The organism is Aquipluma nitroreducens, from assembly GCF_009689585.1.
In the GTDB taxonomy this organism is placed as follows: domain Bacteria; phylum Bacteroidota; class Bacteroidia; order Bacteroidales; family Prolixibacteraceae; genus Aquipluma; species Aquipluma nitroreducens.
Map to the genome: position 1 here is coordinate 5,669,499 of NZ_AP018694.1, position 24,751 is coordinate 5,694,249.

Consider the following 24,751-nt stretch of genomic DNA (forward strand, 5'->3'; position numbering starts at 1 on the left):
GTTTCTGTCTAAAAATTATAGGATAGGTTTACTAAAGGACAATTTATCAAACAATAAAATAATAAAAACTTCCTCAATCATACCTTAATTGAGCATTATAGATGGCTTAATTTTATCAGTAAAAATAATCTTCCAATTTTCAAGTTGCGAAATATCAATACACTTTTTTGTAAAAAAAAGTTTGGTACTAATCTGAAAAAGTTACTTTTGCACCGGCTTTTTTAGCTTATTCAATTATCAACATATTTTTAAAGATATGGAAAGCGAATCATTAATTCTCTTTTTTATAGTTGCACTAATCTTGGTAGGTGGGGCAATTATATTCTCAACCCTTGTTGCTCCAAGCTCATTAAATCCCGTAAAATCAGAACCGTACGAATGCGGTATTCCATCTGAAGGACCGGCATGGATTCAATTCAACGTGGGTTACTACCTTTTTGCAATTATTTACCTTGTTTTCGATGTTGAAACCGTGTTTCTATTCCCTTGGGGTGTAGTCATGAAATCAATCGGGATGAGGGCATTTATTGAAATCATTATTTTCTTCTTCATACTTGGTCTTGGACTTTTGTATGCATGGAAAAAAGGAGCTTTGAAATGGGTTTAATCAAATCAATGAAAGATGAAGATTTCGGAGATAGCGAATCTCTCGAACTCTTAAAAAAGTCAGGCGGAAACGTCTTCATGACTAGTATTGACGCAGTTCTGAACTGGGGTGTATCGAACTCCATTTGGCCACTCACCTTTGCGACCAGTTGTTGCGGAATTGAGATGATGGCTGCCGGAGCATCAAGGCACGACTTTGCCCGTTTTGGGATTGAAGTTTACCGTCCTTCGCCACGCCAGGCCGATGTAATCGTTATTGCAGGAACCATCAATCACAAAATGGCTCCTGTTCTGAAACGTTTATACGACCAGATGCCCGATCCGAAATACGTAATCGCCATGGGCGCATGCGCCGTTTCTGGAGGACCATTCTTCTACAATTCGTATTCAGTGGTACGCGGTGTTGATCATATCCTTCCGGTGGATGTTTATGTTCCCGGATGTCCGCCCCGCCCCGAAGCACTCCTTTATGGCGTGATGCAATTGCAGCGAAAAATTAAAGGTGATTCACTTTTTGATTCAGAAGATTCAACTGAAAGGTTGCTCTAATTAACCAGAACATGCTAAACAGACAAGAATTAACAGATATTATTTCAGGTTTTGTTCCTGAAGCTGAGTTTCCTGAAGGTAAACAACTGTTGGAAGTTATTGTTCCGGCAGAGAAATTATTTTCTTTAGTGGAAAATCTGAAATCAGATAAAAGAACAGCATTCAATTATCTGATCAACCACACTGCCGTTGATTTTACAACTCATTTCACAGTGGTTTATCACCTCGAATCTACAGATTTCAGACATTTAATTGTACTGAAATCATTGATTGCAGATCGTGAAAATCCAAACGTAGACAGCTTAACTGCTTTGTATCCGACTGCTGAATATTTTGAGCGCGAAGTTTTCGACCTGTTTGGAATACGGTTTAATAACCATCCAAACCTGAAACGCTTTTTCATGGAAGATGACTACGGCTACCCGCTTCGCAAAGATTTCCGCGATGAAGTAAACATTATTGAACGTTAATACTCAATATCAGATGAGTGAAGAAATTATAAAAGACGTGATTATCGGGGAGAACGAGGACTATATTATTAATATGGGTCCCCAGCACCCTTCGACTCACGGTGTATTAAGGTTTGAGGTTTGCCTGAAAGGTGAAACCGTCAAATACCTGATTCCACACATTGGATACATTCACCGTGGAATTGAAAAGATGTGCGAAGCCATTACCTATCCGCAGATTATTCACCTGACCGACCGAATGGATTACCTTTCGGCTCACATGAATAACGAAGCGGTTTGTTTGCTTGTTGAAGATGCTTTGCAGGTTGAAGTTCCGGAGCGGGTAAAGTATATTCGTACTATTCTGGACGAACTGAACCGAATTGCATCGCACCAACTGTGGTGGTGCGCTTTTGGTATGGATTTGGGCGCATTAACCAGCTTCTTCTACGGACTGCGCGATCGTGAGCACATTCTCGATATTTTCGAAGAATCGTTCGGATCGAGATTACTTCACAGTTACGTGATGCCTGGCGGTTTGATGCACGACGTTCATCCCAACTTCCAAAAACGGATAAAAGAATTCATCACCTACTTCAGGAAAAAATTACCTGAATACGACCAGTTACTTACCGGCAATGTAATTTTCCAGAACCGTGTCAAAGGAATTGGGCACATGAGTAAAGAGACTGCTATCGGATACGGTGTTACCGGTCCTTCAGGCCGTGGTTCCGATTACTCGTGCGACGTTCGTAAAATTGCACCTTACGGAGCTTACGATAAAGTTCAGTTCAACGAAATTCTGGAAACAGGCTGCGATACCTGGGCTCGCTACAAAGTGAGAATGGGCGAAATGTGGGAATCACTCAGCATCCTGGAACAATTGGTTGACAATATTCCTGAAGGCGATTTCACTGCCAAAATGAAACCAATCATCAAACTTCCGGCTGGAGAATATTTCCAGAGAGTAGAAACTGCCCGCGGCGAATTGGCTGTATATGCTGTAAGCGACGGCAATAAATCGCCATTGCGCATGAGGTTCCGGACACCAAACTTCAGTAATTTGTTTGTAATGAACGAAATTACTGCGGGACATAAAATTGCCGACCTGATTGCCATCAGCGGTTCGCTCGATCTTGTAATCCCTGATATTGACCGATAAATGAACACAAATATGTCATCAAACATCTACGATTTTTCGACACTTACCGGCTCTATTCATGCCTGGTTATCAGGCCTGATGTCGACCGGATGGGTCACTTTTACTGAAATGGTTCTCGTCGGATTGGCTTTCCTTTTAATGTACGCATTACTCGGATTGTTTCTGGTGTATGCCGAACGTAAAGTTTGTGCATTTATGCAGAACCGCGTTGGACCAAACCGCGTTGGACCTTATGGTATCATTCAAACCATAGCCGACTTGATCAAATTGTTAATGAAGGAGTTAATCCCGATCCGCAAATCAGATCCGTTGCTTTTCAACCTGGCGCCATTTATTGTTATCATTTGCTCTTTCCTGGCACTGGCAGCTTTGCCTTATGCCAAAGGACTTCAGGCAATCGATTTCAACATTGGTGTATTTTATGTAATGGCCGTATCGTCGCTCAGCGTAATTGGTATTTTACTTGCCGGTTGGTCGAGTAACAGTAAATATTCGCTGATTGGAGCCATGCGAAGCGGAGCACAAATTGTGAGTTACGAACTTTCAGTTGGACTTTCACTGTTGGCAATAGTAGTTTTCGCCGGAACCATGCAACTTTCAGGAATCGTTGAAAGTCAGGCTAACGGATGGTGGATTTTTAAAGGCCACATTCCTGCCATTATTTCATTCATTATTTTCCTGATTGCCAGTACCGCCGAAATCAACCGCGGACCTTTCGACTTGGCTGAAGCAGAATCGGAGTTGACTGCCGGTTTCCACACCGAATATTCAGGTATCAAATTCGCTTTTTTCTTCCTTGCTGAATACATGAACATGTTTATTGTTGCAGCTTTGGGAGCTACTGTATTCCTTGGGGGATGGATGCCATTTCATGTCGGAAACTGGGAAGGTTTCAACAACATTATGGATTATATTCCATCGGCAGTATGGTTTTTCTCGAAAACCTTCTTTCTCATTTGGATAATCATGTGGTTTAAATGGACTTTCCCACGTTTGAGAATCGACCAGTTATTGACTCTGGAATGGAAATACCTGTTACCAATCAGTTTGTTCAACATTGTATTTATCGCTTTCATCGTCCTGATGGGATGGCACTTTTAACATTAGACTACAATGAATAGTATATTAGAATATTTTACCGACCTGTTTAAAGGAATTTCTTCGCTGTGGGCAGGTATGCGCATCACCGGAAAATACTTTTTCAGTCCCGGGGAAATTGTAACCCAGCAATATCCTGAAAACCGTGCCACCCTGAAAATGGAAGACCGGTTTAAAGGCGAAGTGATCATGCCACACGATGAAAACAACCAGCACGCCTGTACCGGTTGCGGAATTTGTGAAATGAACTGTCCGAACGGTTCCATCGAAATTATAACCGACCGCGTTGCAAATGCCGAAGGCAAAATGGAGCGGGTAATCGACAAACACATTTACCATTTGTCGATGTGTACGTTCTGTGAATTGTGCATAAAAACTTGCCCATCGAATGCACTGGCCTGGGGACAGAAATTCGAGCATGCTGTATTTGACCGGAGTAAACTCACCAAAGTTTTGAATCAACCTGGTTCGAAACTAAGAAAGGAGGCTAAGTAATGAATGTATTCATGTTTTATCTATTTTCAGGAATAATCCTGATTTGTTCGCTTTTGTCGATCACCACCCGAAGGATTTTACGGGCTGCCGTTTATCTGCTTTGCGTTCTGTTGGCTACTGCTGGATTGTATTTTATGCTGAATTACCAGTTTATGGCTGCCGTACAGCTTACTTTATATGCCGGTGGTATTGTGGTTCTGATTATCTTCAGTATTTTATTGACTCACCACATTTCGCATCGCTTTCAACATCCGAATCTAACCAAACTCATAATGGGTATTGGAGCGGCAACTGTTGGAATAGGATTGGTTCTTACAACCATACTCTCCCACTCGTTTCAAGCCGGAGCTGCTCCGGAACTGCCTGTTGATATGACAGTGATAGGAAATCAATTGCTAAGCACCGGAAAAAACGGTTACGTTTTACCGTTCGAGTTGATCAGTATTTTGTTACTGGCAGCAATGATTGCAGCAATTGTGGTTGCTAAAAAAGAAAAAAATAAAAATTCAGAGATATGATTCAGGGAATTCCACTCGAACATTTTTTAGTCGTTAGTACGATTATGTTTTTCATCGGAGTTTGTGGTTTCATTATTCGCCGCAACCTGATTACGATGTTGATGGCCACTGAACTCATTCTAAATTCGGTCAATATCAATTTCGTGGTTTTCAACCGCTACCTGTATCCTGATCAATTGCAGGGACAATTCTTTTCACTGTTCATTGTTGGTATTGCGGCTGCCGAAGCTTCGGTTGCCATAGCACTTATCATCAACATTTACAGAAATGTGAAGAACATTGAAGTTGAAAATGTAAATGAAATGAAATTCTAAAATTAAAGAGCAATGACAGGATATACATATACTGTATTTATTATACTGATTCCACTGGTAATGTTTTTGGTTACCGGTTTGTTGGGAATGAAATGGAAACCAATCATCTCCGGAATATTGGGAACAATCGGAATGGGAACTTCGTGGACCCTTTCGCTGATTACTGCAGGTAGCTATTTCTTTGGCCATCATGCTGAAGGATTTCAGACAATCATTCCGTTCGAAATGAAATGGCTGCAATTTACGGATACACTGATTATCAAAATGGGTATTTTACTCGACCCGATTTCAGTAATGATGTTGGTTGTAATTACCACGATTTCGTTTATGGTTCATTTGTACAGCATTGGCTATATGCATGGTGAAGTTGGGTTTCAACGCTTTTACGCGTTTTTATCCTTGTTCACTTTTTCGATGTTGGGTTTGGTTATCGCCACCAACATTTTCCAGATGTATATTTTCTGGGAATTGGTAGGTGTCAGCTCATTCCTTTTGATCGGATTCTACTACCAAAAACCATCGGCAGTTGCAGCTTCGAAAAAAGCATTCATTGTGACCCGTTTTGCCGATTTAGGATTCCTGATCGGTATTCTGATCCTTTCGTTTGTAACCGGAACTTTTGATTTCGGCAAATTGACAGAACCCGGAACAGCTATCTTCGGAAGCGCTGCTTCAATGAGTTTCATGGGTATTTCGGCCATGACATGGGCCATGACACTTATTTTTATTGGTGGTGCCGGTAAATCGGCCATGTTCCCGTTACACATTTGGTTACCCGATGCAATGGAAGGTCCAACTCCGGTTTCGGCCTTGATTCACGCTGCAACCATGGTTGTTGCCGGTGTATTTTTGGTAGCCCGTATGTTTCCGGTTATCCATTTTCAGGCTCCTGCCGCGCAGGAAATCATTGGTTATGTTGGTGGATTCACTTCGCTTTTCGCAGCGGTAATCGCCATCACACAATACGACATTAAACGCGTTTTGGCATTCTCAACCTTATCGCAATTGGGTTATATGATGCTTGCCCTGGGGGTTTCAGGATACGGCGGTGAAGAAGGTTTAGGTTATATGGCTGGTATGTTCCACCTGTTCACACACGCCATGTTTAAAGCATTGTTATTCCTAGGCGCCGGATCAATCATTCACGCCGTTCATTCAAACAACATGTACGATATGGGTGGATTGCGCAAATATTTGCCAATTACTCACATTACATTCCTGATTGCCTGTTTGACCATTGCTGGTGTTCCATTTCTTTCAGGATTCTATAGTAAAGACGAAATTTTGGTAGCAGCCTTACACCATAACAAACTTTTGTTTGCCGTTGAGTTTATTGTTGCCGGACTAACCGCATTCTATATGTTCCGTTTGTACTTCAGCGTATTCTGGGGAAAAGATAGACATTATCATCACACACCACACGAAAGTCCGCTGGTAATGACTATTCCATTGATGTTTTTGGCTGTTGCTTCTATTTTTGCAGGATATCTTCCTTTTACAGAGTTAGTAACTTCCGACAAATTGGGTTTCGAATCAGAAATGAACTACATGGTAGCTGTTCCTTCAGTTTTAATTGGATTGTTGGGAATTGGCATGGCATGGATTCTTTACAAGAAAGAAAGTGACGTTCCGGCTAAATTGGCCAAGAGCTGGGGTATTTTATATACTGCAACCTACAACAAATTCTATTTCGACGAAATTTATTTGTTTGTAACCCGAAAGATCATCTTCAACTACATCTCTCGTCCGATTGCCTGGTTCGATCGTCACATCATCGATGCATTCATGGTTGGAATTGGCTTAACCACAGAAAAAGTATCCTATAAAATTAAAGGAATGCAATCGGGACAATTGCAGCATTATGCTTTTGCCTTTGTTGCCGGTACTTTAGCTTTAGCGCTTTCGATGATCTATTTTTTGATGTAGAAAATTGAATATCAGATAAGAAACAAAAATTTAAAATATACAAAAGTGAATATTCTAACTTTATTGGTCTTAATCCCGGTTCTCACCATGGTTGCAGTCCTTTTTACCAAGGATTACAAAGGTGCCCGGCTCGCTTCGGCAATCGGAATGGGTATAGAACTTATAGCAACAGTTTATCTGGTGCTCGCTTACCTCGCCGCAAGAAAAACCGGGATGATGCACGAGATGCTATTTACTTCTGACTTCATGTGGTATCCTAGCTTGAACATACATTTTGCTTTCGGGGTCGATGGAATTGCTGTAGCCATGATTGGTCTGACTTCAATTGTGATTTTTGCAGGTATTTTTGCTTCCTGGGAACTTCAATTCCTCACAAAAGAGTTTTTTGTATCGCTCATATTGCTTGTTACAGCGGTTTACGGGTTCTTTATTTCACTCGACCTGTTTACCATGTTCCTCTTTTACGAATTGGCACTGATACCTATGTATCTGCTTATTGGTCTGTGGGGAACAGGACCAAAAGAAAAATCGGCCATGAAACTGACATTGATGTTGATGGCAGGTTCTGCATTGATTATGGTTGGTATTTTAGGTCTTTATTACAATTCGGCTCCTGGTGGTGGCCCGCTTACTTTTAATATTCTTGAAATATCAAAAATATCAATTCCTGTTGCGGCACAACGCTTTTTCTTTCCTTTCGCTTTTGTTGGATTTGGAATACTTGGAGCTTTGTTTCCATTCCATACTTGGTCACCTGACGGTCACGCTTCGGCGCCAACCGCAGTTTCGATGCTTCATGCTGGAGTATTGATGAAACTGGGGGGATACGGATGTTTCCGCGTTGCGATGTTCCTGATGCCACAAGCTGCACAGGAAATGGCTTGGATTTTCATTATCCTGACAACAATCAGTGTGGTTTACGGAGCGTTCAGCGCCATCTGGCAAACCGACCTTAAATTCATTAATGCATACTCATCAGTAAGCCATTGCGGATTGGTAATTTTTGCCTTGCTGATGATGAACGAAACAGCAATGGACGGAGCAATTCTTCAAATGATTTCACACGGTTTGATGACAGCCCTTTTCTTCGCCTTGATTGGGATGATTTATGGACGTACCCACACCCGTGATATTCGCCAAATGGGCGGGTTAATGAAAGTAATCCCATTTCTTGCTGTAGTGTATATGATTGCCGGTTTTGCTTCTTTGGGATTACCCGGATTAAGTGGTTTCGTGGCAGAAATGACTGTTTTTGTCGGATCATTCCAACATCAGGATATGTTCCATCGCGTCGTTACGGTAATCGTAGCTTCTTCGATCGTTATTACTGCTGTATATATTCTGAAAGTCGTTGGAATCTTGCTTCTTGGCCCATTGAAAGATCAGCATCATGCTGAACTGACTGATGCCAAATGGTACGAGAAACTGAGTACTGTTACACTTGTGTTAGCTGTTGCCGCAATTGGTATTGCACCACTTTGGCTGTCTGACACCATCGTAGCAAGTTTGAAACCGATTGTTGCACGTTTGGCAATGGTTATTCCTTTTTAAATTGAATCAATAAAATAATACCGAAAAATATGGATCTCGGACAATTTATACTCATGCGCCACGAATTGCTGCTCACTATAGCAGCACTCGCGATTCTGGTTGCTGAAATTTTTACCAGCGAAAAAAACAAATCGAAACTCATCAATTTCGCATTGGTACTTTTCGCTTTGGTAACCTTCATTGGGTTTATTCCAGGAGAAACCGGTAATTTATTTGGAGGATCATTCCAATCAAGCCAACTGACCGTTTTCATGAAAAACGTACTTAATCTGGCTGTGTTGATTGTCTTTCTTCAGGCTGAAGGATGGTTACGGAAACCGGAAAATGCCGACAAAATCAGTGAATATTTTATCCTGACGTTGTCAACACTGATCGGGATGAACTTCATGATTTCAGCGGGCGACTTCCTGATCTTTTACATTGGACTCGAAACTGCAACTATCCCAATTGCCGGGTTGGCCGCCTTCGACAAATACAAAAGTCAATCGGCCGAAGCAGGTATCAAATTAATCCTGTCCTCTGCCCTATCTTCAGGAATTCTATTATTTGGACTTTCTATGATTTACGGAGCAACCGGATCGATCTATTTTGCCGATATCGCAAACAAAGTTGCTCCAAACGCTTTAATTGCACTTGGATTTGTATTCTTTGTAAGCGGAATGGGTTTCAAAATATCGTTGGTACCTTTCCATTTCTGGACAGCTGACGTTTACGAAGGTGCTCCGATCAATGTAACTTCATACCTTTCGGTTGTTTCAAAAGGTGCCGCAGCATTTATCTTCACCATCGTTCTGTTCACCGTTTTCAAAAATATTGTGGAACTCTGGAAACCGATGATTTACACATTAGCTATAGCTACAATGACAATCGGTAACTTGTTCGCCATGCGACAGAATAACATCAAGCGATTTCTGGCCTTTTCATCGATTGCACAGGCCGGTTTTATCCTGTTGGGTATTCTCGGTGCCGGGGAGCTAGGAATGACTGCAATCGTTTATTTCGTGCTTGTTTATGTGTTTACTAACCTTGGAGCATTTGGCGTTGTTGCTGCCATTCACAATGCTTCGGGCGTTGAAACCATTTCAGGATACAATGGCCTATATCAAACCAATCCGAAACTAAGCTGGCTCATGACGATTTCGTTGTTCTCATTGGCAGGAATCCCACCAATTGCTGGTTTCTTCGGAAAATTCTTCCTATTTACGGCTGCTGCCGGAAGCGGTTATTATATTCTGGTTTTGATCGCTGTATTGAATGCAACTATCTCACTGTATTATTATTTACTGGTGATAAAAGCCATATTTATAGAAAAGAACGAACAGCCTATTCCTGAATTCCGGAGTTCAAACTCGATGCGAATTGCATTAGTAATGTGTATCACAGGTGTATTAGTCACCGGTTTTGCAAGTGGAATCTTCGAATACATCAGAAGCATCAGTAAATTGTTTTTAAATTAATACGACCTTAAAAATGGCTCTTAATAAAGGAAAACATATCGTAGAAGAAATCGACGGGGTTCGCTGTTCGTTGGTTGAAAAAGAAGTTTCACCAACCCGCACAGAATTCCTGAAAAAGTTACTCGAATTCAACAAATATACAGTAAAAGTAGCTGCTGAAGGTGAATCAGGAACATTCAAGATTGGTGTTACCGACATGCTTTTTAACCCGGTTGTAGATGTGTACAAACGAGATTTAAAAAGCCTTTCAGGCAAAAAAGTAACACCGGCTTACTGGCTTCAGGAATCAACACAAGAAGGAGAATCTGAAGTAAATTACTGGGATTTTAAAGGATAATTTTAGTCAATACCAAATAGAAAAAGGGAGCAATTGCTCCCTTTTTTGTTTGGTATTGTAAAGTTCTCGAATCTCTACTCAGCTTTTGTTTTGAATGCCCAGGTTGGACTATAAGCCACTTTATTCCCTTCATAATTGGCTACAACATACCAATAATAGGTCGTTGAATTTTTTAGACCAGAAACTGTTACTTCTTTATCTGCGATCCCTTCACCAACTAACTTCTGAACACTTGACCCAGATTCAAAAATATAGATGCTGTAACTTAATACAGTACTGGATTTTTTCCCATCCACATTCCATTTCAAGCTAAATCCAGTGAGTTGGTCTAATGCTCCATTGCCAGGAACCGGATCATAAATGGTAATATTTCCAATAGCATTTTCGTCTTTAAAAAGTAAGAAATCCAGTTGAGTTTGTTCTTCACCATATATTGCAACTGACAATGAATTACTCAAATAATCCTTCTTTTTCAAATTTACAGCAACTTCACCTTCTTTTAATTTCGGAATGCTGAATTTTCCCTCGGCATCAGTTAATAAGGAAATGCTGGCAGGAGTTGTAGTTACCAGTGCTCCTTGAACAGGTAAGTATGTAACCCCATCCAATACGGTTCCAGAAATTGAACCATAATTTACAACATCCAACTTCTCCTCATCACAGGAAGTAAGAGAAGCAAAGAGGAAACAACATATAATGTATATAATTTTTCTCATGATTTTATTTGTTTAGAAATATGAAACCTTTTGTCTCAACTTAAAAAAATAGAATTTTACCCCGGCTGAAATTCCCCAGCTGGCATCATTATATTTGCCATTGCGCGCTCCATCAAACCGATCGCTCAAATAATAGTTCCAGCCGGAGGATAGAGAAACTCCCATATTTTTTCGGACCATATATTCAAGACCGAAAGTCCCTTTTATTTGGGGCAAAAACCGATCTGCTGACAAACCAACTCCGTTCCTGTTGTAATCAAATCCCATACCTACACTCAAATAAGGTGTAATTTTATCGAATGGAAGAAATACATATCGTACGGAAAGATCGCTAAACATTGAATAATCATCGACCTTCTTCTGAACCATTAAACCATGGTAACCGGTTTCAGAGTCAATATAGATCTTACTATTTAGTGCAGCGCCAATTGACAGTGATGTTCTAGGTCGAAGTTCACCTGAAGTGAAATCTCCCATGAAAGTATTTGATCCAGCTGAAATTCCTAATACAAGTTTTCCACGATTGTTCATTTCCAATACACGGCCAAGTGGATCAGTTTTATAGTTGGTTCTCTTTTCTTCCAAATAATTATTGAAGGCAACTGAAGTTGTGTCTTTTGGATTCTTTAGGTTCCAAAGTTTATCCTGAATACCTTCAATAATAAGACTTTGTACAGCTTTCTCAATGGCTTCAGTAACGCAAATTTCCGATGGCTCATTATAGGTAAATCCTGTTTCAGCCTCCAACAATCGTTTTGACTTAACATATCTAAACAAACCGATTGACACTTCCTGCGATAAGATTGATTTTGTGGTATATACAGTCTTCAATACTTTGCCATTAGCCGATGATACCGCGCGAATATAGATACTTACCCGATCTTCACGATATTGCCCCGAAGCATCTGCTCCAAAATACCGGATACCTGCTCCACCAGTTAAAATATTCGATTCATATGAAATGATTCCACCCTCAAGTATAACTCCGGCAAACAACAATGGAGGCAAAAGCGATTCATTATTTTGATCACCTCCTTCATATTGTGCCCGGCTTGTCCGGATAATCTTCCTTTCGTTCAATAAATTTGCCATATTTTCGCGTTCGATTGGGATGAACCAACCCGATTCTTCCAATGCACGAATTAAAATGGTAGTAGCGCCTTGTGTCACAGCTGTCGACCAGTTAGCCCCTGTTTCTGAGGCTTTGTACTGACCGGTTTGGTCTCTGAATTTATATACTGCAACAACAATTTTTTCCTGAGCTTTCGGCAAATCCAGAAGTATTTTCTTGGCCGGAGTTTCCGGACCTAGTATTGCTCTTCGGGATTGCATGGGCTGATGCATATATGATCCGCAAGCTGCCACCAGAATCATACAAATCAGCGCAATAAAAATCCTTAACAGAATGGTTTTCTGCATTATAATATCTTATAAATATAAATTGATTAAAAATAAGGAACCGACACCGTGGTTTGACTTCCGTTTTTATTATCCAAAATGGTAATGCTCAAACCATCGGCCTGATCTCCCACTTCAATCTGATAATCGCCTAAAACATAAGTGCCTGCACTTAAAGCATCCTCGCCAAACTGTTTGGCAACAATTTGCCTCGATAGCTGGCTTAATATCTGCCTGTTTAAGCTCTCTGAAAAATCCTTTAAAGGATCAGTGCTGTATGAACTATAAGCACTGCTGGAAGCAGGATCCTTAATGTCATTCTGTGCCTGTGCCGAACTCATCAACCAGCTGTAGTTGTATGGGTTTCCCCCAAAAGCTGGATTTTTAGGTTGATAAGTAAAATCTTGTGCGTATGTTTTTCCTGCCACGAAAAAAAATACAATCATTAGAATTGTAAATGTAGTCCTCATTGTGTTTGGTTTTAGTTTTTTTAAATATTCATTGTTAATTTTTTAATTGATATTTATGTTGTATTGAAATAAAATATTTTGAAGCAAAATCTATATGGTTACTGGTTTCAACTTCGAACGCTTTTTATATACATTGGGATACTTCAGGTGCCTGAAGTCTTTTCCACCTTTTGCATTTTTAAAAACATTTACCCTGGCTATATAAAAATTACGTTTCCCATTAAAAATTGTAATCGGTCTGTCCACATTTCCAAGTTCCAGTTCTGAATCGAAGAAGTAGTCAAAAATAGAATTAACTGAATCTTTTGACTCAACAATATATTTATGATTGGTTCGATCAGTAAAGTCTTGCACAAATATGTAAAATCCGTTACTTGTACTATTTTCTACCTTTTCGATAGAAGGACAAAAAGAAAAACTCAGAACAGAAATAAGTAAAACGTAAATCAATTTCATTTCGAAAGAATTAACCACTAAATAAAATATGGAATTTTGTATTTCTAAAAAATTCCAGAACCAGCCATGTCATCACCATTCAACTGCTTCATAATTTCTTCATAATTGGCCAAATAGCTTTGTGTAGTTGATATTGCATCTTGCGATAAACCTTCAACAATATCCTGACGGGGTTGAAGTACTGACTGATATACCGGAGTGTCATTGATCGACACCACAATCAGTGTAGAGCTTAGACGAAAGGGTTTTTCACTTATCGTTATGGTAAAGTTCTTCGCGTCCTTCGGAGCTTCCCAACTGCCATAAAATAAATCGTAAAAATCTTTCCCTGTTTTCGTTTTCGTATCATCTACCAGCAATCCATCAATTTCTATTTCCAAATCGCCCGACTTGTCAGGTTGTTTAATGACTTGCTCTAGTAATTTCTTGAGGGATACGGGTACAGGCTTTGTTTTTGTACTGTCCTTTTGCTGAACAAATGGTAGTATTAAAAAAACCGAGACGATTATACTTAGCAGATAATTCATCATGCTTATTTAATGAAATACGTCTGATCAACAACGACTTTCATATCTTTTCCGGTCTGGTTGATTTCAATTCCTCCAAGGGTATTGGCAAACTGGTTATTGATTTGTAACGACAAATGTTCCCCTTCCTGCCTAAAACTATTTCCATTGGGTTTCGATTTTGAAAGATCAGTTGCACTAAGAGTGAGATCGTTTCCAATCTGGATGATGGCATCATAATTCGGACGTTCTTCCTGATTTTCCTGCACATAGCCCGAAATCGAATTTCGGTTTCCCTGCTGCATGAGTAATAAATAATTGTTGCTTCCCTTTTGACCTGCCGAAATGCTGTTATCGCTACCCTGCTGAATGGCCAAAACGCCGTTATTACTGCCATCCTGACTAATGATCAACTTATTTCGATCACCTGCAACAATAGTTTCGGTTGTGCCCTTGTCGTGTCCGTAGGCATAGGCATTTCCGTTCCCAATGTCTAACCCAAAGCCATAATGATTGCCCTGATTGCGTTCGATCTCGGAGGTAACGTAACCTAACTGAAGCCCCAATAACACATTTCCAGAACCGATTTGCCCAATCGTCATTTCATTCGAATTTCCCTGCTGGATGCTCGATGCCTGGTTTGCGAAAGCTGATCCTTGCCCGGCCTGTTGGTTTACACTGGCTTTATTCCAATCACCAATTTGTTGTGTAAACGCCACATTACCGGTATTCCTGCTTTGTGTCTGAAAACTCAGGATATCGGCCAATCCTGAAGTGCGGATTTGCTGAATAATCTCGTGATCTTCTTTGTCCTTGTCCTTCTTTTGGCTAAATACTGAACTTACGCCAAACACTAACAGAAACAATAAAATGATTATCTTCTTCATCGTTATAAAATTTTAATTACCCCGGCCCGAAGGCCGGGGATTAAACCATCACACATTTAAGGATTAAGGGACTAACCTATTCCGGTTTGAAGATGGTGGCAGGTATATTATGGTTGTTGAATAATCCTAGCTAAATTACTATTGCCAGTTTGATTAACAGTTGCATTATTTAAATCTCCAGTTTGTTCAATTCCAACAACATTATAGGATCCTAAAATATTTACATCAGCAATATTTGAATTGCCCAATTGACTGTTTGAAACAACGTTTTCATCACCAGTCAAATCAAAATCTGAGTTGTTTAATGCACCTAATTGACCTTGAGCCACATCATTTTTATTACCAATAAGATCAATGGTAGCTTGATTTTTCCCTCCGCCCCATGTAGGAGTTTCCTGGAATTGATAAGTATTATTATCACTTCCCAAAACATCAATGGTTGCTTTTCCCAGCTCTTGCTTAGAGTATTGTGTCAATGGCAAACTGACAGTTTGTGCACCAGCCCCAAAAGTGAATGCTAAAGTCAGTGGATTTTGTAATACTGCTAATGGATTATTTATTGTTGTACTACTTAGATCGAAGGTATTACCGCTTTTAATAGGATTATTGTTATTATCTCCAACCTGCTTAATGCTCTGGACCTGACCCATACCACCAATACTTACCTGATCTGCAATATTGTAATTTCCTCCTTGGTAAACAGTCATTCCCTGAACTCCAAAGTTACCATAAGTTTTAATGGTTTTTTGAGTTGCCCAATTGTTACCGCCAATTTGATCTATATCTAGCCCCATTTTGGTATAACTTGTTGTTTCTTCATAATAACTTCCAACATCCTGCTTAGCGGTGTTTACATCACCTACTTGATTAATATCAGTGCCATTACCACTTTGACGTACAGTAGCCTCAGCAGTATTTGTTTGACCAATTTGATGAATATATGAGCCTTGAATCCAATCACCAACATATGCAGGGGCATGATTATTGGTGACAGCCGCGCCTGAAGACCCCTGCTGTATTGTAGCATTATTTCCCGAACCATCTTGGTTAACTGAACCAATATTGCTACCAAATTGATTAACTGTTGCATTATTCTGAGCGAATACCATGCATGCCATAAAGGCAAAACCTAAAAATAAACTTACTTTTTTCATGATTTTTGGTTTTTTTAATTAATAATAGATTGAAAAAAATTAATTTGATATTTAATGATTAATGATTTTTTGAAAAACCCCTTTTTCAGAAATCGCAATAACCTCCTTTCTTTATTTTTTATGGTTGATGACTGGATTGTGAAATATTAACGCTGTTGTTATTTCCGTTTTGAGAAACAACTACTTTGTCATTTTTATTTTCCTGACTTATTGCAACGGTGTTGCCCTGCCCGTTAATTTCAATGGAGTTGCTGCCTATTGATTGATTAGCAATAGACTCGGTTGTTTGTACAGTTAGTGAATCAGTTTTAATCGTAACCAAATCTTGCTTGCCATTGATATTGATGGAGTAATTGGTGATCGTGTCAGCCTCTACATTGTTTCCAACTGAACAAACTGAAGTTTTTGCTTTTAAAATCTCTTTGTGTTTAGAGATTTTAAACGCGGAAGATATACATGTGATACTTATTAAAAAGACAAATACAATACTTTTAATTAATATATTTTTCATATTTTATACTTAAGAAAAAAACAAAGCAATGCCACCGCAAACTACTATTATAGTGTACTTTATAAAATTTCAATCAATTAACATAGATTGCAAGTAGGAAAATTTTGTAGTCCCTTTAACTTAAATAATTCTTAATCGCACTATCAAAGTTCGCTCATAAAAACTGGCGAGGCAATACGTGAATTCACGCAAAAGAAAATCGAATAAAAAATGGGTGATTTCACCTATTGACTTTAATGAAGATTAGGAACCTAGCGGAAGACAGCACCAAATCAAAATTATTTGAAATAAAAAATTGAAGCTGTTGTTTTTGAACAAAAAAATACCGTTAAAAGATTTGAACTTTTAACGGTTATTTAGGTAGTTGAAAATTATTTGATAGAAAATCAAACACTAATCATCATTTTAAGTAATTAAACCAATATAATGTCGTGTTTTAAGTTCACTCACCCCGAGCCCTCCTTGCGGAGTGCTTTTCCCCTCTCTACGCGTAGAAAGTGGAAAAGCATCGAAGACTTCGACGTGAGCTCAGTCGAACGATGCGATGGGGTGAGTCAAGATTTTGACCAATAAGATATACGACATTATTTCATTCCTCTAACTTAAATTTCGATTAAATTATTACGAAGTGCAAAGACAATTACTTCAATCATATTTTTGGAGTTGGTCTTTTCCATGAGATTTGCACGATGCTTTTCAACCGTGCGATCAGAAATCGACAATTTATCGGCGATTTGTTTCATCGGCAGTCCTTCCATCGAAAGGCAAAGTACTTCGATCTCGCGTTTAGAAAAGAAGCCATGTCCCCGACACTCCACTTTAACATCTGGGTGAGCTAATACTTGAGTCAGATTTCTTTCAAAAGATTCATTCACCACCATTTTTTCTTTCTTTAGTTTTCCAAAAACGCCAGATAAAAACCCATCATTTTCATCGCTGTTATCTTGAATTGGGGTAAAAAGACCTAGCATCAGGGAGTAGCTGGAAAACCTTTCGTATACAGAAATGTGAAGACAAGCTTCAAGCAATCCTTTTTCCTTAGTTTTCAGAAATACATTTTCCGTGAACGAATCGAGTATTCCCTTTGAGCACTGATTAATCTTTTCTTCAATTTTAAGATACGAAACCGTATCTATAAAATCTTCTATTGTCTTGTATTTCAATTGATCCGAATTCAGACCCAACATTTCAATCAAAGCAGGATTAACATTTATAATGGCATTTCCATCAAAAAGAAAAATTCCGTTTGGTGATATTCTAAATACAGTATTAAACTCACGTTTACCAATTTCTTTCAATTTTAGGTATTTTCTTAATCTCTTTTCAATGGTAATAATAAGCTCCTCACTTTTAAACGGTTTTACAAAATAATCATCCGCACCCAAAATCATTCCACGTCGAATGTCATTCAAATCAGAATTGCTCGTAATAAAAATGAAAGGAACCTGATCAAGTAATGAACTTTCTTTTAAAACATTATATACCTGATAACCATCGATTGGATTCATAATAATATCACACAAAATCAAGTCTGGATTGTATTCAAATGCTTTCTGAATACCCATTGCTCCATTTTTAGCCAGGCAAACATCGTAATTTTGTGATGTAAGTATATCGTGAATTATTTTTGATTGAATCGGGTCATCATCGATGACCAATATTTTATTTTTAAATTTCATTGGAAAGTACTATTTTGATATTTGAGCCCGACCAAATGCACCAAACCATTTGATTCTTTATTGGGTACGATAGTTCAAACTCATTCATTCAGGGTAGTTTTTTTCTGATTCTTAAAGTTAAAACAATCAAATGGATAATCAATAAATTTATGCTGAATAATATTTTTTTATCTGGCGCTGAATTTATTTGGCTATGAACATTTATAAATAGATATTAAAACGGACAAGCCAATTTTGATCTATTTAATCCATCTGCCTATCAATCCTTTTGTATTATGTGAATAATAACTTCTAAAAAAGATTATCCATTTTCATTTGAATTGATTTTCAGGATCAAAGTCAAAAGAAAATATACTTAAAAACCAAATATTCAACATTTTAAGCAATCAACCAATCTTTCCATATGCTAAATTAAATGTTAATAAAACTAAAAGATAGCTGATAGGAAGACAAATACTACAATAAATTTTAGACAATCAGTGTTTTGTCGATGGTACCAATTTTATAGTTTTTTCACAATTTTTTAACTAGACATGAGAGCAATGAGAGAGAGAAAAAATCCAAAAATTAGAAAAAACAAGGTTTATTTCAGAATTTTCGGTACAGCTTTAAGTATTGTTTTAATAGCTGTTTTTATTAATGGATGTACGAATGAAGTACTAAAGGATGAGACTGTTGCTGATCCAAATCTAAATGTATCAATAGCAGAAACATTTCCAGCCAATCAGGCTGATACGGTTGTTATTAATCCGGTTATTGCAGTTACCTTTAAAAGTGCTGCAAGTACCTCAGATGTATCAGCATCTACTTTAATTTTAAAAGAAGGAACCATTCCGGTTACAGGAACTGTAACGACATCAGGGAAAACGATTAATTTCACGCCCTCAACAGATCTGAAACCAGAAACCGACTACACTGCAACGATCAAATCTCCAAAGTCCTCCAACCATGATTCTGGAGAACATTCATGGTCATTTAGAACGGGTAAGCACCGGCAAAACAATTCACTTTCAGTCGTTTCGGTAACCCCTCTTAAAAGTGCAATTGAAGTAGCTACAAATGTCAAGCCTACTGTTACATTTAACCAGGAAATGACATCATCGATGACTAAATTAGTAACTATTAGCCTATGGCAAGGAACAACCGCTGTGATTGGTACATTAACTTTTTCAGGAAAAACAGCAACATTTAGTCCAACGAATGCTTTATCAGCAAAGTTGGTATATACCGGTAAAGTTGTTTTCGGAACGAAAAGTAGCAGTGATGATGATGATGAAGATGATGATAATAATAAATCGGCAAGCACTTATACATGGAGCTTCACAACAGTTGGAAGTGGTCCTGATGTAACTCTGCCAACAGTTCTATCAGTTGTTCCCACAAATAATGCTTCAGCAATTGCATTAAACAGCAAGATTACAGTAACTTTCAGTGAAGCGATGAATTCAACTACGATTAATACAACCAGCTTCACATTGAAACAGGGTTCAACAAATGTTGCTGGAACTGTAGCTTATTCAGGAACATCTGCTTCATTCACACCGTCGAGTGCACTGGCAGCTAATACTATTTATACCGGAACGATTACAACCGGTGCGAAAGATGCCGCTGGAAATGCAATAGCAAGCAATTATACCTGGAGTTTTACTACAGCCCCGACAGCTCCGGTTGATGTAACTCCACCAACGGTGATTTCAGTTCTCCCGACTAATAATGCTACAAACGTGGGTGCAAACACTCACCCAACAGTAACTTTCAGTGAAGCGATGAATACAACTACTATTAATACAACCAGCTTCACATTGAAACAGGGTTCAACAAATGTTGCTGGAACTGTAGCTTATTCAGGAACATCTGCCTCATTCACTCCGTCGAGTGCACTGGCAGCTAATACTGTTTATACCGGAACGATTACAACTGGAGCGAAAGATGCCGCTGGAAATGCAATTGCAAGCAATTACACATGGAGTTTTACTACAGCCCCGACAGCTCCGGTAATTTCATTTGCAACTGAGGTTTTGCCGATTCTACAAAGTAAATGTATGCCTTGTCACGGTGCAACCAGTCCAACTGCAGGTATAAGCATAACAAATTATACTACAGTCTCAAAATTAAGTAATAGTCAGATTGATAACTCATCGATGTACCCCAAAATGGGTGTAACCGCTGCTGAACAAGCAACTATCAAGGCATGGATCGCTGCCGGAAGACTTAATAATTAATTTCTGGATTGTCAATCATCAAACTTATTAAAAGCGTATCAATTTTAAGTATGATATTGAAAACTTTAGAAAGGCAACCCTTTAATGGGTTGCCTTTTCTTGCTACATGCAGAATTAACTAAATTTACGGATCTGATTTCTAAGCCTCAGTCCAAATAAAATAGCAGCCGTTGAAAGTCCAAATATAAAACCGATCCAGACTCCCGAATAGCCGAAATTGAATACAAAAGCTAACAGATAACTAATAGGCAGACTCACCACAATGTAGGAGAAAAAGGCCATAAACATAGGAATCCTGACATCGGCAATTCCACGAAGGGCTCCGAGCAAAACAACCTGAATTCCGTCAAAAATCTGAAAGAAAGCACCAACAATAAGCAATCCGGCGGCAACTTTTATAACAGCAGGATCGGATGTAAACAATAAGGGCACTTGATTCCGGAGAAGTACAAAAAGAATTCCCATCAATGACATGAATACAATAACCATATGCAACGATGCGAAAACAGCATGCTTAACTTCTTTCAGATCGTGTTCTCCAAATGCATGGCTCACGCGTATCGTCGTGCCCGAAGCCAGCCCAAAAGAGATCATATAGGTCATTGCTGCCATGCTGATGGCGACCTGGTGCCCAGCAAGTGATTCTTTCGATATCCAGCCTAACATGATTGCCCCAAGGCTGAATGCCAGAATTTCAATAACCATTTGCAACCCGATTGGCAGACCGATTGAAATGATTCTTCTGATCTTTAGTTTCTCGAATCCTGAATGTAGAGCATCTGTCAGATAACCTTTAAAATCTTTCTGCTTTAAAATTATCAATACAAACACAATGGGCATAATAATTCTGGAAATGAGTGTAGCATAACCGGCACCATTAAGTCCCAAGGCCGGAAACCCCATTTCCCCATAAATAAGAACATAGTTTAATCCGATATTGAGTAGGTTGGCTCCAATTGTAATTACCATTGCGATTTTAGTATTTCCAATTCCTTCGAAGAACTGTTTAACTGAAAAGAAGAGCATCAACGGTACTAAGGAAGAAACCTGAATCAAATAATATGGAATTGCCTTTTGAACAACTTCATCACTTTGTCCCATCCGGTTCATAAACAAAACAAGCACCGACATAAATATGCTCAAAACGATGGAGGCCGCAAAGTAAACCAATACACCATTTTTAAACCAACTAGCTGTATTCCTTTTATTTCGGGCACTAAAAGATTGACCCACCAAAGGGGTAAGCCCGAGGGTTAAACCAAGGCCAAACAACATTCCTATATGAAAAATATTAATGGCAAATGAGGCCGCTGCCAGCTCTGTAGTGCCAACATGCCCAACCATCATATTATCAGCCAAATTAACAGTGACCTGCCCAAGTTGCGAAAAGATAACAGGGATTGCCAAAGTCAGATTTTTCCTGTAAACAGGAATATAGTCGGAGAACTTCACTATTTTAATTTCAAAAATTCAGGACAAAGAAAAGGAATTATAAAGAAAACCAGTAGCTAAATTTAAGCATGAATACATTTTCAGCTTTTACATTCATGATATTTCCAAAACTCTTCCAAATCGACTGATTCAATTGATCGGAATAACTGGAACGGGTATTTGTCCAAACTAAATATAAGGTCGATCCTGGTCTGAATTCCCAACGTCCTACCAAATTTGACCGGAACTCCTGAAAGTTAAAATCGGGATTTGCAATGTTATAAGTAGTAACATTGTTTCTATTTAAAGTATAGCGATTGTTTATCAAGGCAGAATTATCCAGACTGACGTAACGCTTTTCCAATGATTGATTAGATGCGTCAGCAACTTCCCTGAAATTTGTATAGGTTCCGGTTGAAGCATACGGATTTCCGTAGTATTGAATAGATATTTCAGGCGATATATAATATTCAAAACGAAGTGTTGAAGAAAGTGTATTACGATCGATTGTACCGACGAGATAGTGCGAATTTCCGATCACATCGATTGCTTGTCTCACAAACTGATGATGATCAATGGAGTGATCTAGTATAGTTCGAGATGTAATATTGAACCGATCATTGATCTGCCATTTAAAAAAGAGTGTAAAATAAGAAGTACTCGAAATTTTATCGGAGAAGAATTTGAATCTTGGACCCAATCCGGTCCAGAATTTTTTTACCGAGTTTGTTTGTATAAAAAGTTCGATGTCATTATAACCATCTTTGTACAAATTTGGTCCACCGCGTAACTCTCGTGTATCATAAATATTGTAGTACCTTTTTAGGTTCAGATGTGCACTCCAAAGGTTATTTAGCTGAAGGTAACCATGTAATTTTAAACGATCAAGGGTATTTTCGAAACCATAACTCCAATCGTGCTCCTGCTCAAATTCAACGAAGTAACTCCTCACAATTCCCTTTGGTTTACTAACAGTATATTTCAGATTAACCAGTTCGTTTACCATATCGGACTGATACAAATATCCCACATCGTTGAAATCAACACCGGGAGAACGCCAGTTCAAAGAACCAGTTGCCCTGAATTTTCCACTTCGTTTTCCACCACTTAGTAAACCGCCCCATCCCGAAAGACTTGTTCTATCCGGATTATACTCCAGATAGTCGGCATCAACTCGTTGGAAATAATGCACTGGCGAAAGTTGCAAATTCGAAATTGCCTGTTTATCGCCTTGTATATCACTAAAAAACCCCTTAAAATCTACAAAATATTTACGTTTCTTCCAGTTATGCTGAAAGTCGATTCCTCCGGCTAAAGCTGATTTGGAAAGAAAGTTTAGGTGATCATCGTCAATATTCCTGTATGTTGAAGTTACCATACCACCTAATACGGTATTTCCTTTATTAAAATCTTGTTTTATTCGACCAACCATAAAATTAGTAAATGGCTCAACTGCCATTTTCGATTTTGAATCACCAGTGTAGATGGTAGCATTCTCTTTTGCTGTAATACTTTGTACCACGCCTACAGATAAACCGCTCTTGGTTTTTCCGGTCAATTTTAAAGCGCTTAAAATGGGAGTATTATCTGATATTGAGAGGATTTGATTATCTTCCAGATCCGGGTAATAGCTTGGGGCATGGCCAATCCGTCGACTGTAAAACAGCATATCTCCATTCATACTATAATCGAGAATAGTATTTCCTTCCAGAAAAAAAGGCCTTTTTTCTTCATTAAAAACTTCATAATTGGTTAGATTGAGCACTGAGGGATCGGCTTCAACCTGACCAAAATCTGGATTAAACGCGTAATCGAGCGTGAAGCCAGAATTCAGGCCAATTTTTCCATTCAACCCAGCTCCGTAAATCATTTTATTTTTCTGGTCAGTATTTGGACTGAAACGGGTATTCAAATATGGCAGGAACTCATAGTTGGTCTTCGGTTTAACACCTTCAATTCCGCGTAATTCTCCAAAAAGATAAACCATTGCAGGTGCATCAATTGGTATTAACTTCCATTGACTTTCTTCGTTAAAGCGGTCGATCCAACGCCAAATATGCATACCCCATATTTGCTCTTTCCCTGGAGCAAAGTGGATTTGGCTGAATGGAATCTCCAATTCAGAAGTCCAGATCGAATCAGAAACCCTTGCTTTTCCATCCCAAACGGCATCCCAGTTAAAATCCCAGTTGTATGCACCCAAATGAACTAAATCTACTTTTTGCCCCGATGCTGCAACATTAAACTCATAGGCAGTCTGTTTATCATGATACGAATCGAGAGCAATACCAGCAATATCGCCAGCCATTTCATCTCTCCGGCTCAAAATTGGTCGTATTTTCCCCGGACCTTTATCGTAGCACTTAAATCCCACATAAAGGTTATTATTATCGTATAAAATTTTAATTTCAGTGTCTTGAGAGGGTAACTTTCCTTGATTAGGAATCTGTTGTGTAAATCCACCAGCCCAAACACCAGTATTCCAGCAGGCATCATTTAGCTTTCCATCAATTTTGGGTCTGTTATTAATCCTTGTTGCAACATATACTCTTTTAGTTCCAGCAAGCCGATTTACAGTAGAATCAACTGAAAGGTTATATTTTTCGGGCGTTTGAGCCACAACTATAATCGAAAAAAATAAAAATGGAACAGAATAGAAGACCGATCGTAATCGCATATCAATTGTTTGTGAACAGCAAATATAACAAATACAATGATATACATATATGTTAACTTAATTTTTATCAAAAAAAGGCAACAATTATTCCCGTTTAATTTACAGGTTGGAATCGGCAACCTTTACTGATTGTTTGAAAATTTGGGCGAACGATTTTTCAGGCATCCTTTATTTAAATAAAT

The 24,751-nt window shown here is 38.7% G+C and carries 24 protein-coding genes; 13 read left to right on the top strand and 11 right to left on the bottom strand.

The genetic code is table 11. From position 1 onward, the window contains the following. The first annotated feature begins 256 nt into the window (after positions 1-256). From AQPE_RS23640 to AQPE_RS23695, 12 genes are read left to right on the top strand one after another with little or no spacing between them, the layout of a single operon-like run. A complete protein-coding gene (locus AQPE_RS23640; protein WP_318348944.1) occupies positions 257-607 on the top strand; it encodes an NADH-quinone oxidoreductase subunit A in 351 nt (116 codons plus the stop codon). Positions 608-615: 8 nt separating this feature from the next. Continuing rightward, complete coding sequence (locus AQPE_RS23645) at positions 616-1,155, top strand: NADH-quinone oxidoreductase subunit B (protein WP_318348945.1); 540 nt, start codon at positions 616-618, stop codon at positions 1,153-1,155. A gap of 11 nt (positions 1,156-1,166) precedes the next feature. Next, the gene (locus AQPE_RS23650; protein WP_318348946.1) at positions 1,167-1,625 is read left to right on the top strand and encodes an NADH-quinone oxidoreductase subunit C; all 459 of its coding nucleotides are present in this window, start codon (positions 1,167-1,169) and stop codon (positions 1,623-1,625) included. A 13-nt stretch (positions 1,626-1,638) separates the two neighbouring features. Further along, complete coding sequence (locus AQPE_RS23655; RefSeq protein WP_318348947.1) at positions 1,639-2,766, top strand: NADH-quinone oxidoreductase subunit D; 1,128 nt, start codon at positions 1,639-1,641, stop codon at positions 2,764-2,766. A 12-nt stretch (positions 2,767-2,778) separates the two neighbouring features. Next, complete coding sequence (gene nuoH, locus AQPE_RS23660) at positions 2,779-3,867, top strand: NADH-quinone oxidoreductase subunit NuoH (protein ID WP_318348948.1); 1,089 nt, start codon at positions 2,779-2,781, stop codon at positions 3,865-3,867. A 12-nt stretch (positions 3,868-3,879) separates the two neighbouring features. After that, positions 3,880-4,359, top strand: coding sequence for a 4Fe-4S binding protein (locus AQPE_RS23665; protein WP_318348949.1), 480 nt, complete (start codon positions 3,880-3,882; stop codon positions 4,357-4,359). 11 nt (positions 4,360-4,370) lie between these two features. Further along, positions 4,371-4,877 (top strand): NADH-quinone oxidoreductase subunit J family protein, encoded by a 507-nt coding sequence (locus tag AQPE_RS23670; RefSeq protein ID WP_318348950.1) that lies wholly within the window; start codon positions 4,371-4,373, stop codon positions 4,875-4,877. Beyond that, complete coding sequence (gene nuoK, locus AQPE_RS23675; RefSeq protein ID WP_318348951.1) at positions 4,874-5,191, top strand: NADH-quinone oxidoreductase subunit NuoK; 318 nt, start codon at positions 4,874-4,876, stop codon at positions 5,189-5,191. Before AQPE_RS23670 ends, nuoK begins: the two co-directional genes overlap by 4 nt. 12 nt (positions 5,192-5,203) lie before the next feature. Further along, positions 5,204-7,117: an NADH-quinone oxidoreductase subunit L gene (gene nuoL / locus AQPE_RS23680; RefSeq protein WP_318348952.1), complete on the top strand. Its 1,914-nt coding sequence runs from the start codon at positions 5,204-5,206 to the stop codon at positions 7,115-7,117. A gap of 45 nt (positions 7,118-7,162) precedes the next feature. Beyond that, the gene (locus AQPE_RS23685; RefSeq protein ID WP_318348953.1) at positions 7,163-8,668 is read left to right on the top strand and encodes a complex I subunit 4 family protein; all 1,506 of its coding nucleotides are present in this window, start codon (positions 7,163-7,165) and stop codon (positions 8,666-8,668) included. A 29-nt stretch (positions 8,669-8,697) separates the two neighbouring features. Continuing rightward, positions 8,698-10,125 (top strand): NADH-quinone oxidoreductase subunit N, encoded by a 1,428-nt coding sequence (locus tag AQPE_RS23690; RefSeq protein ID WP_318348954.1) that lies wholly within the window; start codon positions 8,698-8,700, stop codon positions 10,123-10,125. A 13-nt stretch (positions 10,126-10,138) separates the two neighbouring features. Beyond that, a complete protein-coding gene (locus AQPE_RS23695; RefSeq protein WP_318348955.1) occupies positions 10,139-10,462 on the top strand; it encodes a hypothetical protein in 324 nt (107 codons plus the stop codon). A 74-nt stretch (positions 10,463-10,536) separates the two neighbouring features. Here the strand turns inward: AQPE_RS23695 and AQPE_RS23700 are convergent, their stop codons facing one another. From AQPE_RS23700 to AQPE_RS23740, 9 genes are all read right to left on the bottom strand, one after another. Continuing rightward, positions 10,537-11,178: a carboxypeptidase regulatory-like domain-containing protein gene (locus tag AQPE_RS23700; RefSeq protein WP_318348956.1), complete on the bottom strand. Its 642-nt coding sequence runs from the start codon at positions 11,176-11,178 to the stop codon at positions 10,537-10,539. A gap of 12 nt (positions 11,179-11,190) precedes the next feature. Beyond that, the gene (locus AQPE_RS23705; protein ID WP_318348957.1) at positions 11,191-12,597 is read right to left on the bottom strand and encodes a CsgG/HfaB family protein; all 1,407 of its coding nucleotides are present in this window, start codon (positions 12,595-12,597) and stop codon (positions 11,191-11,193) included. A gap of 26 nt (positions 12,598-12,623) precedes the next feature. Next, on the bottom strand, positions 12,624-13,046 hold the full coding sequence (locus AQPE_RS23710) for a curli production assembly/transport component CsgF (protein ID WP_318348958.1): 423 nt from the start codon (positions 13,044-13,046) through the stop codon (positions 12,624-12,626). Positions 13,047-13,136: 90 nt separating this feature from the next. Further along, the gene (locus AQPE_RS23715; RefSeq protein ID WP_318348959.1) at positions 13,137-13,502 is read right to left on the bottom strand and encodes a hypothetical protein; all 366 of its coding nucleotides are present in this window, start codon (positions 13,500-13,502) and stop codon (positions 13,137-13,139) included. Positions 13,503-13,546: 44 nt separating this feature from the next. Further along, positions 13,547-14,032: a CsgE family curli-type amyloid fiber assembly protein gene (locus AQPE_RS23720; protein ID WP_318348960.1), complete on the bottom strand. Its 486-nt coding sequence runs from the start codon at positions 14,030-14,032 to the stop codon at positions 13,547-13,549. 2 nt (positions 14,033-14,034) lie between these two features. After that, positions 14,035-14,895: a curlin repeat-containing protein gene (locus AQPE_RS23725; protein WP_318348961.1), complete on the bottom strand. Its 861-nt coding sequence runs from the start codon at positions 14,893-14,895 to the stop codon at positions 14,035-14,037. 107 nt (positions 14,896-15,002) lie between these two features. Continuing rightward, on the bottom strand, positions 15,003-16,049 hold the full coding sequence (locus AQPE_RS23730) for a hypothetical protein (RefSeq protein ID WP_318348962.1): 1,047 nt from the start codon (positions 16,047-16,049) through the stop codon (positions 15,003-15,005). Between the two features lie 118 nt (positions 16,050-16,167). Next, positions 16,168-16,560 (bottom strand): curlin repeat-containing protein, encoded by a 393-nt coding sequence (locus AQPE_RS23735; RefSeq protein ID WP_318348963.1) that lies wholly within the window; start codon positions 16,558-16,560, stop codon positions 16,168-16,170. Between the two features lie 602 nt (positions 16,561-17,162). Then, positions 17,163-18,239 carry a response regulator gene (locus tag AQPE_RS23740; protein WP_318348964.1) on the bottom strand — a complete coding sequence of 359 codons (1,077 nt, stop codon included), beginning with the start codon at positions 18,237-18,239 and terminating at the stop codon, positions 17,163-17,165. 542 nt (positions 18,240-18,781) lie between these two features. On the opposite strand from AQPE_RS23740, the gene AQPE_RS23745 reads away from it, so the two are divergent. Continuing rightward, positions 18,782-20,461: an Ig-like domain-containing protein gene (locus AQPE_RS23745; protein ID WP_318348965.1), complete on the top strand. Its 1,680-nt coding sequence runs from the start codon at positions 18,782-18,784 to the stop codon at positions 20,459-20,461. Positions 20,462-20,575: 114 nt separating this feature from the next. Here the strand turns inward: AQPE_RS23745 and AQPE_RS23750 are convergent, their stop codons facing one another. Beyond that, positions 20,576-21,913: an MATE family efflux transporter gene (locus AQPE_RS23750; RefSeq protein WP_318348966.1), complete on the bottom strand. Its 1,338-nt coding sequence runs from the start codon at positions 21,911-21,913 to the stop codon at positions 20,576-20,578. A 37-nt stretch (positions 21,914-21,950) separates the two neighbouring features. Next, complete coding sequence (locus tag AQPE_RS23755; protein WP_318348967.1) at positions 21,951-24,569, bottom strand: DUF5916 domain-containing protein; 2,619 nt, start codon at positions 24,567-24,569, stop codon at positions 21,951-21,953. Between the last annotated feature and the right edge of the window lie 182 nt (positions 24,570-24,751).

Excerpts from the sequence above, each read along its gene's own strand:
- AQPE_RS23700 (WP_318348956.1), bottom strand. The coding sequence starts at position 11,178 with ATGAGAAAAATTATATACATTATATGTTGTTTCCTCTTTGCTTCTCTT.
- AQPE_RS23745 (WP_318348965.1), top strand. The coding sequence starts at position 18,782 with ATGAGAGAGAGAAAAAATCCAAAAATTAGAAAAAACAAGGTTTATTTC.
- AQPE_RS23665 (WP_318348949.1), top strand. The coding sequence starts at position 3,880 with ATGAATAGTATATTAGAATATTTTACCGACCTGTTTAAAGGAATTTCT.
- AQPE_RS23695 (WP_318348955.1), top strand. The coding sequence starts at position 10,139 with ATGGCTCTTAATAAAGGAAAACATATCGTAGAAGAAATCGACGGGGTT.
- AQPE_RS23650 (WP_318348946.1), top strand. The coding sequence starts at position 1,167 with ATGCTAAACAGACAAGAATTAACAGATATTATTTCAGGTTTTGTTCCT.
- AQPE_RS23670 (WP_318348950.1), top strand. The coding sequence starts at position 4,371 with ATGTTTTATCTATTTTCAGGAATAATCCTGATTTGTTCGCTTTTGTCG.
- nuoH (WP_318348948.1), top strand. The coding sequence starts at position 2,779 with ATGTCATCAAACATCTACGATTTTTCGACACTTACCGGCTCTATTCAT.
- AQPE_RS23645 (WP_318348945.1), top strand. The coding sequence starts at position 616 with ATGAAAGATGAAGATTTCGGAGATAGCGAATCTCTCGAACTCTTAAAA.
- AQPE_RS23735 (WP_318348963.1), bottom strand. The coding sequence starts at position 16,560 with ATGAAAAATATATTAATTAAAAGTATTGTATTTGTCTTTTTAATAAGT.
- AQPE_RS23690 (WP_318348954.1), top strand. The coding sequence starts at position 8,698 with ATGGATCTCGGACAATTTATACTCATGCGCCACGAATTGCTGCTCACT.
- AQPE_RS23705 (WP_318348957.1), bottom strand. The coding sequence starts at position 12,597 with ATGCAGAAAACCATTCTGTTAAGGATTTTTATTGCGCTGATTTGTATG.
- AQPE_RS23755 (WP_318348967.1), bottom strand. The coding sequence starts at position 24,569 with ATGCGATTACGATCGGTCTTCTATTCTGTTCCATTTTTATTTTTTTCG.
- AQPE_RS23720 (WP_318348960.1), bottom strand. The coding sequence starts at position 14,032 with ATGATGAATTATCTGCTAAGTATAATCGTCTCGGTTTTTTTAATACTA.
- AQPE_RS23710 (WP_318348958.1), bottom strand. The coding sequence starts at position 13,046 with ATGAGGACTACATTTACAATTCTAATGATTGTATTTTTTTTCGTGGCA.
- AQPE_RS23740 (WP_318348964.1), bottom strand. The coding sequence starts at position 18,239 with ATGAAATTTAAAAATAAAATATTGGTCATCGATGATGACCCGATTCAA.
- AQPE_RS23730 (WP_318348962.1), bottom strand. The coding sequence starts at position 16,049 with ATGAAAAAAGTAAGTTTATTTTTAGGTTTTGCCTTTATGGCATGCATG.
- AQPE_RS23715 (WP_318348959.1), bottom strand. The coding sequence starts at position 13,502 with ATGAAATTGATTTACGTTTTACTTATTTCTGTTCTGAGTTTTTCTTTT.
- nuoL (WP_318348952.1), top strand. The coding sequence starts at position 5,204 with ATGACAGGATATACATATACTGTATTTATTATACTGATTCCACTGGTA.
- AQPE_RS23640 (WP_318348944.1), top strand. The coding sequence starts at position 257 with ATGGAAAGCGAATCATTAATTCTCTTTTTTATAGTTGCACTAATCTTG.
- AQPE_RS23655 (WP_318348947.1), top strand. The coding sequence starts at position 1,639 with ATGAGTGAAGAAATTATAAAAGACGTGATTATCGGGGAGAACGAGGAC.
- nuoK (WP_318348951.1), top strand. The coding sequence starts at position 4,874 with ATGATTCAGGGAATTCCACTCGAACATTTTTTAGTCGTTAGTACGATT.
- AQPE_RS23725 (WP_318348961.1), bottom strand. The coding sequence starts at position 14,895 with ATGAAGAAGATAATCATTTTATTGTTTCTGTTAGTGTTTGGCGTAAGT.